Source organism: Streptomyces sp. NPDC057424, from assembly GCF_042803315.1.
Lineage (GTDB): Bacteria > Actinomycetota > Actinomycetes > Streptomycetales > Streptomycetaceae > Streptomyces.
Map to the genome: position 1 here is coordinate 1 of NZ_JBHVCP010000077.1, position 9,624 is coordinate 9,624.

The 9,624-nt window shown below is 72.0% G+C and carries 10 protein-coding genes and 1 pseudogene; 6 read left to right on the forward strand and 5 right to left on the reverse strand.

Features of this window, described 5'->3' with window-relative positions; genetic code table 11:
• Positions 1–440: tautomerase family protein (locus ACFU3E_RS34960; RefSeq protein WP_384167715.1), on the reverse strand; the 440-nt coding region annotated here is incomplete at its 3' end.
• Between the two features lie 136 nt (positions 441–576).
• On the opposite strand from ACFU3E_RS34960, the gene ACFU3E_RS34965 reads away from it, so the two are divergent.
• Together ACFU3E_RS34965 and ACFU3E_RS34970 are read left to right on the forward strand one after the other, a co-directional pair.
• On the forward strand, positions 577–969 hold the full coding sequence (locus tag ACFU3E_RS34965; RefSeq protein ID WP_384167718.1) for a VOC family protein: 393 nt from the start codon (positions 577–579) through the stop codon (positions 967–969).
• Positions 970–1,014: 45 nt separating this feature from the next.
• Positions 1,015–2,094 (forward strand): adenosine deaminase, encoded by a 1,080-nt coding sequence (locus tag ACFU3E_RS34970; RefSeq protein ID WP_384167721.1) that lies wholly within the window; start codon positions 1,015–1,017, stop codon positions 2,092–2,094.
• On the opposite strand, the gene ACFU3E_RS34975 is transcribed toward ACFU3E_RS34970, so the two are convergent.
• The 3 genes and pseudogenes from ACFU3E_RS34975 to ACFU3E_RS34985 all read right to left on the reverse strand — a co-directional run bounded on the left by ACFU3E_RS34975 (position 2,076) and on the right by ACFU3E_RS34985 (position 3,921).
• A complete protein-coding gene (locus ACFU3E_RS34975) occupies positions 2,076–2,591 on the reverse strand; it encodes a DUF664 domain-containing protein (protein WP_384167724.1) in 516 nt (171 codons plus the stop codon). The two genes, ACFU3E_RS34970 and ACFU3E_RS34975, sit on opposite strands and share 19 nt — an antisense overlap.
• A 27-nt stretch (positions 2,592–2,618) precedes the next feature.
• Positions 2,619–2,753 (reverse strand): annotated as a pseudogene (locus ACFU3E_RS34980) (carotenoid oxygenase family protein); the annotation flags it as partial.
• A gap of 220 nt (positions 2,754–2,973) precedes the next feature.
• Positions 2,974–3,921 carry a LysR family transcriptional regulator gene (locus ACFU3E_RS34985; RefSeq protein ID WP_384167727.1) on the reverse strand — a complete coding sequence of 316 codons (948 nt, stop codon included), beginning with the start codon at positions 3,919–3,921 and terminating at the stop codon, positions 2,974–2,976.
• A gap of 116 nt (positions 3,922–4,037) precedes the next feature.
• On the opposite strand from ACFU3E_RS34985, the gene mgrA reads away from it, so the two are divergent.
• Positions 4,038–5,030: an L-glyceraldehyde 3-phosphate reductase gene (mgrA, locus tag ACFU3E_RS34990; RefSeq protein WP_384167730.1), complete on the forward strand. Its 993-nt coding sequence runs from the start codon at positions 4,038–4,040 to the stop codon at positions 5,028–5,030.
• A gap of 41 nt (positions 5,031–5,071) precedes the next feature.
• Here the strand turns inward: mgrA and ACFU3E_RS34995 are convergent, their stop codons facing one another.
• A complete protein-coding gene (locus ACFU3E_RS34995) occupies positions 5,072–5,359 on the reverse strand; it encodes a DUF1905 domain-containing protein (protein ID WP_384167733.1) in 288 nt (95 codons plus the stop codon).
• 600 nt (positions 5,360–5,959) lie between these two features.
• Between ACFU3E_RS34995 and ACFU3E_RS35000 the strand changes: the two genes are divergently transcribed.
• From ACFU3E_RS35000 to ACFU3E_RS35010, 3 genes are all read left to right on the forward strand, one after another.
• Positions 5,960–6,370 (forward strand): hypothetical protein, encoded by a 411-nt coding sequence (locus ACFU3E_RS35000; RefSeq protein WP_384167736.1) that lies wholly within the window; start codon positions 5,960–5,962, stop codon positions 6,368–6,370.
• Between the two features lie 58 nt (positions 6,371–6,428).
• Positions 6,429–8,768 carry an FHA domain-containing protein gene (locus ACFU3E_RS35005; protein WP_384167739.1) on the forward strand — a complete coding sequence of 780 codons (2,340 nt, stop codon included), beginning with the start codon at positions 6,429–6,431 and terminating at the stop codon, positions 8,766–8,768.
• Positions 8,769–8,777: 9 nt separating this feature from the next.
• The coding region (locus ACFU3E_RS35010) for a hypothetical protein (RefSeq protein WP_384167742.1) at positions 8,778–9,624 on the forward strand (847 nt) is incomplete at its 3' end.

A 9,624-nucleotide genomic window follows, 5' to 3' on the forward strand; every position in this document is an offset into this window, starting at 1 on the left:
CCACCTGCAACCGCGACATACCCACCCGCACACCGACCTGACCAAGCACTACTAGGACTCCGGAGATACTGCGCCACGCCCTCTCCCAGTGACCAGTCGGCCGACTCGTTCTCGGTCAGGACGACGAACACGTTCCGCGGCTCGGTGCCCGCACCGGCCTGGGCGAGCTCGGCGATCCTGCGGTACAGCGCCTGCTTCTGCGCGGGAGTGCGGCCGGAGCGCAGTGTGATCGCGACGTAGACGATGCCGTCGTCGCGGTGGATGCCGGGGTAGTCGTCGTAGCGCAGGGTGCCAGTCGTGCCGTCGTGGTCCACCAGGACCTGGAACCGGTCGTCGGGCGGGATGCCGATGGTCTCCGTCAGGGCGTCGTGGACGGCGCGGCCGAGTGCGGCGAGGCGCTCGGGTCCGGCCCGGAGCGTGTCGATGCGGACGAAGGGCATGGGGCCTCCAGGGTCGTTGATCGCAATGTACATACTAGTAGGTACAGAAGCGGTCGAAGGAGTCGGCCGGACAGTTGGCATCCCCGGGGTTTTACGTATAACCTCTCCGGTCAACCGCCCGCTCCGAGAGGCATCGATGAGACGTATCGCCCTGGTCACCCTCGTCGTCGACGACTACGACGAGGCGATCCGCTTCTACACCGGCGCCCTCGGATTCCGGCTCGCCGAGGACGCGCCCCGGCCCGACGGATCCCGCTGGGTCGTCGTCGAACCCGGCACCACGGGAACCGGCACCGGCCTGCTGCTGGCCCGCGCCAAAGGGGAGGCCCAGGCCGCCCGTGCCGGGGACCAGACCGGCGGACGGGTCGGGTTCTTCCTGCACACCGACGACTTCACCCGCGACCACGCCCGCATGACCGCCGCGGGCGTGAGCTTCCTGGAGGAGCCGCGGCACGAGCCGTACGGGACCGTCGCCGTCTTCCAGGACCTGTACGGCAACCGCTGGGACCTTCTCCAGCCCGCCGGCTGACCCCTTCCCGCCGCTTCGAACCACCCGCCCGAGGAAAGACCCGCCATGACTGCTATGCGCGTAGACACCGACCTGATCCGCCGCCTCCCCAAGGCCGTGCTGCACGACCACCTCGACGGCGGCCTGCGCCCCGCCACCGTGGTGGAGCTGGCGGAAGCGGTCGGCCACACCCTGCCCACCACCGATCCGGACGAGCTCGCCGCCTGGTACTACGAGGCCGCCAACTCCGGCGACCTGGTGCGCTACATAGCCACCTTCGAGCACACCCTCGCCGTGATGCAGACCCGCGAGGGCCTGCTGCGCGCGGCGGAGGAGTACGTGCTCGACCTGGCCGCCGACGGTGTCGTCTACGGCGAGGTGCGCTACGCCCCCGAGCTGAACACCAGGGGCGAGCTGACCATGGCCGAAGTCGTGGAGACCGTCCAGGAGGGCCTCGCGGCGGGCATGGCCAAGGCGGCCGCCGCGGGCACGCCGGTGCGGGTCGGCACCCTGCTGTGCGGGATGCGGATGTTCGACCGGGTGCGGGAGGCCGCCGACCTCGCCGTGGCGTTCCGCGACGCGGGTGTCGTCGGCTTCGACATCGCCGGCGCCGAGGACGGCTTCCCGCCCGCCGATCACCTCGCGGCCTTCGAGCACCTGCGCCGCGAGAACGTGCCGTTCACCATCCACGCCGGGGAGGCGCACGGCCTGCCCAGCATCCACCAGGCCCTGCAGGTGTGCGGCGCCCAGCGCATCGGGCACGGCGTGCGGATCACCGACGACATCCCCGACCTCGCGGCGGGCAAGCTCGGCCGGCTCGCGGGCTGGGTGCGCGACCGGCGGATCGCGCTGGAGATGTGCCCGACGTCCAACCTCCAGACCGGTGCCGCCACCTCGATCGCCGAGCACCCGATCACCGCACTGAAGGACCTCGGCTTCCGCGTCACCCTCAACACCGACAACCGGCTGGTCTCGGGCACCACCATGACCCGCGAGATGTCCCTGCTGGTCGAGCAGGCGGGCTGGACCGTCGAGGATCTGCGGACGGTCACCGTCAACGCCCTGAAGAGCGCGTTCGTCCCGTTCGAGGAGCGGAACGCACTCATTCGCGACGTGGTGCTGCCCGGTTACGCCGCCGAGCTCTGAAGCAGCCCCCGGAGGTAGGCGGCCTGTCCGACGTGCTGGAGATCGTCGGACAGGACGCTCACCAGCCGGACGCCCAGGGTGACCGGCGGGTCCCAGCGCTCGTCGATGACGCGCTCCAGGTCCTTGGCCGTGAGGCCGCGCAGGGCGTGCAGGCTCTGGTCGTGCACGGCGTCGTGGTAGCCGGTCAGCAGCTCGCCGGAGTCGACCCGGACCCTGGCGACCTTGGCGGGGCTGTGGCCGTAGCCCGTGTCGCGGCGGGGCAGGTCCAGCCCGAAGCGCTTCTCCCAGTCCTGGGACAGCCACACCTGTTCCAGGCCGAAGGCGTCGGCCATGTGGTCGTCCTGGACGCGGGTGAGGTGCCAGACCAGCCAGGCGATCGAGTTGGTGTCGGGGGTGGGGCGGGTGCTCAGTTCGTCGGGCCCGAGACCCTCGACCGTGGCGTGGACTTCTTCGCGGATGCGGTGGTAGCCGTCGATGAGGATGTCCTTCGCATGCATAGCTCCACCTTCGCGCATCGCCGGGAGTCACGCGTGGGGAATCCAGCTCCCGTGGAAGCCCGGCGGAACCCGGCCCGGGAGATGGATCCGGGCCACCGGCTCACCGGTGATGTCCTGGGCGGCAAGGATCACCAGGTCCGACGCCCCGCGGCCGGGGTGCACACCGGTGACCGGCAGGTCGAAGGCCGTCGGCTCCTCGGTGGCCGGCTCGGACGCGCCCTCCAGGAAGGGGAAGCGGCGCGCTGCCGCGGGCGCCGCCAAGGCCGGAGCGGCGCCGCCGAGCGCGCCGGCGACCGTGATCGCCGCCGTGCCGCGCAGCGCGTTCCGTCGTGTGGGACCCGTCATCTGCCGTGCTCCTGACCGTGGTCGGCTTCGGGAACGGTCACGAGCCCGCTGGACGGGACGGATCGGGGCAGGACGGGTGGACACCCTCCTGGACTGGCGCCGGACCCCCTGTTGCCAGCAGGACCATCAGCGCCCGGGCCGCCGGACTGGTCGCCTGCTCGGGCGGCAGCAGGGCCACCGTCTCGTACACCGCGTCTCCGGCGCCCTTGAGCGGCAGGGCGGTCAGCGAGGCGCGCTTGTGCCGGAAGTGGCGCGGCACGACGGCGATACCGAGATCCTCGTCCACGAGGTCGAGGAGGCTGTGCACGTCGTTGACCTCCAGGGCGACGCTGCGGCGGACGCCCGCCGCGGCGAACGCCGCGTCGGTGGTGCGCCGCGGCCCCCAGTCCGGATGGAAGTCGACGAAGACCTCGCCGCCGAGATCCTCCGGCGTCACCGGGACCGAGGCCGCCGCGAGCCGGTGGCTCGGATGGCACAGCACGGTCATCGGCTCGCTCGTCAGCGGCACGGCCCGCAATTGGTCGGTGTCCTCCTGGGCGGTGCGCACGGCGAACGCCAGATCCAGGCGCCCGGCCGCGACCTCCTCCGCGAGGGCCCCCGAGCCCGCCTGCCGCAGACAGATCTCCACGTCCGGGTGGCGCCGCCGGAACGCCGCCAGCAGCCCCGCCACGTGCACCCCGGCGATGCACTGCTCGGACCCGAGCGCGAGCATCCCGCGCAGCACGCCCTGCACCGCCGCCACCGCCTCGTGGGCCGAGCGGACCTGCGCGAGGATCCGCTCCGCCTCACCGAGCAGCGCCCGCCCGGCCGGGGTCAGCGTCACCCGGCGGGTCGTGCGCACGAACAGCGGCGTCTGCAGCTCCCGCTCCAGCGCCCGGATGGACGCCGACAGGCCCGACTGGGACACCAGGAGGCGTTCCGCCGCCCGGGTGAAGTGCTGGTCCTCGGCGACCGCGACGAAGTGCTGCAAGTGGCGCAGTTCCATGACTGAGAAGCGTAGCCGCTGAATTCCATCGGATTCTTCTGTTGGACGCATGGGCGCAGGTCACGCCAGAGTGGACACGGTTTCACCCTGACCGTGCCAACCCCTCTGGAGTCGCGTTGTACACCGCACACCCCGACCGCTACGCGGACATGCCCTACCGGCGCACCGGACGCAGCGGCCTGCAGCTCCCCGCGCTCTCGCTCGGCCTGTGGCACAACTTCGGCCCGGACCGGCCCGTCGAGACGCAGCGCGCCATCCTGCGCCGCGCCTTCGACCTCGGCGTCACCCACTTCGACCTCGCCAACAACTACGGCCCGCCGCCCGGCGCCGCCGAGTCCGCGCTGGGCGAGTTCCTGAAGACGGACTTCGCGCCGTACCGCGACGAGCTGGTCATCTCCACCAAGGCCGGCTACCTGATGTGGCCGGGCCCGTACGGCGAGTGGGGCTCCCGCAAGTACGTGCTGTCCTCGCTGGACCAGAGCCTGAAGCGGATGGGCCTGGACTACGTCGACATCTTCTACTCGCACCGCCCCGACCCGGACACCCCGCTCGAGGAGACGATGGGGGCCCTGCACTCGGCGGTGCAGCAGGGCAAGGCGCTCTACGTCGGTGTCTCCAACTACTCCGCGGAGCAGACCCGCGAGGCCGCGCGCATCCTGGGCGAGCTGGGTACCCCGCTCCTCATCCACCAGCCGCGCTACTCGATGCTGGACCGCCGCCCCGAGGACGAGGGCCTGCTCGACGCCCTCGACGAGCTCCAGGTCGGCTCCATCGTCTTCTCGCCGCTGGAGCAGGGCGTGCTCTCCGCCCGCTACCTCGACGGCATCCCGGAGGGCTCCCGGGCCGCGAGCGACAGCCCCTTCCTGAACTCGGACGCGCTCACCGAGGATCTGGTGGGCCGGCTGCGCGACCTGAACGACATCGCGAAGTCGCGCGGCCAGACCCTGGCCCAGATGGCGCTGGCCTGGGTGCTGCGCGGCGGCCGGGTCACCTCCGCGCTGGTCGGCGCGAGCAGCGCGCAGCAGATCGAGGACAGCGTCGGCGCCACCCGCAACCTGGACTTCGACGCGGACGAGCTGGCCCGGATCGACGCCATCGTCAAGCAGTAGCCGTTCCTGCCTGCCCGGGGCCGCCGCCCCGGGCACGCCGGCTATGTGCTGATCCGCTCCTCGAGGCGCACGGTCACCGTGTCGCCCTCCTCCTTGCCGACGGCCTTGCGGATCCCGGCCTTCACGGGCAGCTTGTGCGTGCCGTCCCCCAGCGCCATGAACGAGCTGCGGAACGGGTGGCCGTCGATCGTCCCGCGGACCTTGACCAAGCCACGCGTGCCGAAGAACTCGACGGACCGGGGCCAGACCAGATAGGTCCAGCCGCCCTCGGCGGGGCTCGTGCGCAGGACGGCGGTGAATTCCTCGTCCAGTTCTCCCGTGGTGACCATGACGTCCTCCGGCGCTCGGTGGCCTCTTGCTCACACAGACCGCCGGACGCCGGAGAACTCATCGCCGGGACCGGACTCACACCCCGGCGGGCACCGGGTCCAGGAATCCGGGCACGGCCCTGATCCGGCCCTGCCCGTCCAGCGTGATCACAACCGACCCGGCGGCCGGCGCCGAGCCGACCGCCTTGGCGCGTGCCGCGGGGTCCTCGGCGTTGCCGGCCTCGAAGCAGCGGGCGTCCTCGTGGCGGTGGGTGGCTGCGGCCCTGGGAGGCCACCCTCCAAGACGTCGTACCTGCTGGTCAGGGCCGGATCCCCCGCGCGGTGAACCCGGTGCGACCACCCTGCCCGGGCCCGCCGGGAGCGTCGACTGCCTCCGGAGTCACGGGTCGTCGCGTCCGCTCGCCGGATTTCGGCCAACCCACGGTGTGAATATGCCAGGAGAGTGGCCGGAAAGTCGTGGTGACAGTGATTCAGTAGTGAACATACTGACCTGCGAGAGCGCTTTTCACATCGAGCGACGGCGCCCTCACGCACAGCACGCGAGCCGCAGCAGAAGCGAAGCCGGGCCGGCAGACGGGCAGCGCAACGGGGGAGGGGCACGTGCACGACGAGTTTCTGTGCCACGTCACGGCGTACGGAGTCTGCGACGGCCGCCGTATCGGAGTGCCCCTCGGTACCTACCGGGCGCCCACCCTCGCCCTCGCCCTGTGGTGGCTGCGCGACCGCGCATCCTGGATCGCCCAGCGCCTCGACCCCCGGCCCGACGCCGAGCACTTACCGCCGGGCGCGCTCGTGCCGGTCGCCGACACCGTGCCCGACGTGCCCATGCTGCTGCGCGCCTGGTGCGCCGACCCCGCCCAGCAGGAGCGGGTCGCCGAGGAGTTGGCGGCCGGACGGCTGGTGCGCATCGCCACCAGTGACGAGACCACCGAATACGAACTGCTCGCCGAGTCCGTGGACGCCCTGCGGATGCAGCGCACCGCTCCCTTCGTCGGCATCCCCGTCGGCTGACCTGCGGACCACCCGCTCGCCCAGGCGGACAATGGGGCAAATCGGTAGAATCTTGACCATGGCGCAACCCTCGGTAGCACCAGAGCTCGTCCTGGAGACGGAGACGGGCATCACCGTGATGATCCCGGGCCGCGACTATCACGTGGGGCGCGACCCGTTGTGCGACGTCGTCATCGACGACGACCGGGTCTCCTGGCACCATGCGGTGCTGCGTCCCGAGGACGGTCACTGGACGATCGAGGACGAGGACAGCACCAACGGCACCTATGCCGACGGCCGGCGCATCCACGAGTGGGACGTCGGGCCCGGCAGCGTCATCCGCTTCGGCAATCCGGCCGACGGACCGCGCATGACCCTCACGGGCCGCCCCGCTCCCGCCGCACCCACCCCGGAACGCCCCTCCGCCGTCTCCATGCCGGCCCACACCAGCACCTACCGGCAGCCCACGACCGTACGCCCGCTGCCCTCCCGCACCGTCCGCATCGGCCGCGCCCCCGACAACGACCTGGTCGTCGACGACCTGTTGGTCTCCCGCCGGCACGCCGAACTGCGCGCCCTGGCCGACGGAACCTACGAGATCACCGACGTGGGCAGCCACAACGGCACGTACCTCAACGGCAGCCGCGTCAGCAGCGCCCCGGTCGGCCAGGGCGACATCGTCGGCATCGGCCACTCGGCTTTCTGCCTCGTCGGCGACCAGCTCCAGGAGTACGTCGACACCGGTGAGGTCTCACTCGACGTGCAGGACCTCGCGGTCACCGTCGACCGGGGCCGCAAGACACTCCTCGACCACGTGTCGTTCCCGGTCGGGGAGAAGTGCCTGCTCGCCGTCGTCGGCCCGAGCGGCGCCGGCAAGTCCACCCTCCTCAACGCCCTCACCGGCCAGCGGCCCGCCGGCCACGGCACCGTCCTCTACGACGGCCGCGACCTCTACCGCGACTACGCCGAGCTGCGCCAGCGCATCGGCCTGGTCCCGCAGGACGACATCCTGCACGCGCAGCTGACCGTCCGCAAAGCCCTCTCCTACGCCGCCGAACTGCGCTTCCCGCAGGACACCGCCAAGGCCGAGCGGCGCGCCCGGGTCGACGAGGTCATCCGTGAACTGGGCCTGGAACAGCGCGCCGACCAGCACGTGCACAGCCTGTCCGGCGGTCAGCGCAAGCGCGTCAGCGTGGCCCTGGAGCTGCTGACGAAGCCGTCGCTGCTGTTCCTCGACGAACCGACCTCCGGCCTCGACCCCGGCATGGACCGCTCCGTGATGCACATGCTGCGCGGCCTCGCCGACGACGGCCGGACCGTCATCGTCGTCACCCACAGCGTGCTCAGCCTGGACGTGTGCGACCGGCTCCTCGTGCTCGCGCCCGGCGGGAAGACCGCCTACTACGGGCCGCCCGAGGACGCCCTGTCCTTCTTCGGCTTCGAGGAGTGGCCGGAGGCCTTCGAGGCCTTCGACCGCGACATGGACCGGGACTGGGCGGAGGAATACCTCACCTCGCCCTTCCACGGCCGGTACGTGGCCGACGCCACGGCCCAGCCGGAACAGCCCCGGTCCGAGCCCGTCGTCATCACCGCCCCGCCCCGGCCGCGCAGCCGGGCCGCCCAGCTCGGCACGCTGGTGCGCCGGTACGCGACCGCGCTGAGCGCGGACCGCACCTTCCTGATCATCATGATCGCCCTGCCGTTCGTGATGGGCATCATGGCGCGGGCCCTCGCGGGCGGAAAGCTGACGCTCGACACGGCGATGAACGCACTGCTCATCCTGTGCGTCGGCGCGGTGCTCACCGGGGCCGCCAACGCGGTGCGCGAGCTCGTCAAGGAACGGGTGATCTACCAGCGGGAACGGGCGGTGGGCCTGTCCAGATCGGCGTACCTGATGTCCAAGGTCGTCGTCCTGGGTGTCATCACCGTGCTCCAGGCGGTGGTGCTGACCCTGGTCGCCCTGCTCGGCGTCGACCTCAACGCACCGGGCGGCGAAGGCGTGCTGATGCCGCCCCTGGTGGAGATCACGGTCGCGGTCGCCCTGCTGGCGTTCACCGCGATGATGCTCGGCCTGCTCGTCTCCGCGCTGGTGCGCAAGGAAGAGGTGACGATGCCGCTGCTCGTGCTCATCGCCATCGTCCAGGTCGTCTTCTGCGGCGCCCTGCTGAAGCTGGCCGATACCCCCGGGCTCGAGCAGTTGGGCTGGCTGGTGCCGGCGCGCTGGGCGCTGGCCGCGATGGCCGGCACCGTCGGGCTGGCCCGGATCGTGCCCGACGACCTGACGAAGGACCCGCTCTTCGAGCACTCGGCGGGCACGTGGCTGCTCGACGTCGGAATGCTGGTCGTGCTGTCGGTGCTCTTCGGCTTCCTCGTGTCCCGGCTGCTGCGCCGGCACGAACCGGCCGTCATGCGGAAGTAGGGAGCGCCGATGACGACCCCCGGCTTCCGGCCCACGCACGTCGTCCCGCAGCACGGGATGCCCGCCTGGGAGGCCCCCGACCCGGCCCGGCCCACCGTGGACCTCGACCCCCTGCTGCCGGTGCAGCTGCTGGAGCGGCAGGGCGACTGGGGCCACGTGCTGTGCTTCAACGGCTGGTCGGCCTGGGTCGACGGCCGCCGCCTGGTCGCCGTACCACTGGATCCGCCCGCAGCGGACGGCCCCCTCACCCGTGCCGCCGATCCGCGGCCGCTGCTGGGCCGGACGCAGGAAGCGCTGGCGCGCTACCGCTCCGCGGTGGAGGACCTCACGGGCGGCCTCGACCGGGAGGCGTTCCGCGCCCGCACCCACGGCGTGCGGATCGGCGTCGTCGTCGACGGCGAATCCGTGTGGCTCTACGACTCCGCCCACGGGCACTGGGTGTACGCCGACGGCACCCGGATGACCACGTACGCGACGGACGAGACGCCCGCGGCCGCACCGGCGCCCCGCCCGGCCGGGGCGTCCGTGCATCCCCCTACGCGGGCCGCGCCGCCCGAGGGCCCCATCGAGCCGCCCCGCGCGGAGAAGGCGGCTCGTCCGGCCGACCCGCATCCACCAGCCCAGAGCGCACCCGCCGGGCCGACGCGAGTGGCCCCGCCCGAGGCACCCGGGCCGTCGGGGGTGGTTCCGCCTGAGGCCCCGGAGCCGAAAGGGACTTCGCGTGCCGGGGCTCCGGAGCCGACGAGGGTGGTGTCCTCGGATGCGCCCGGGGCGGCGGGGGCTGTGCGTGCCGAGGCACCCGAGCCGACGAGGGTGGTGTCTTCGGATGCGCCCGGGCCGGTGGGGGCTGTGCCTG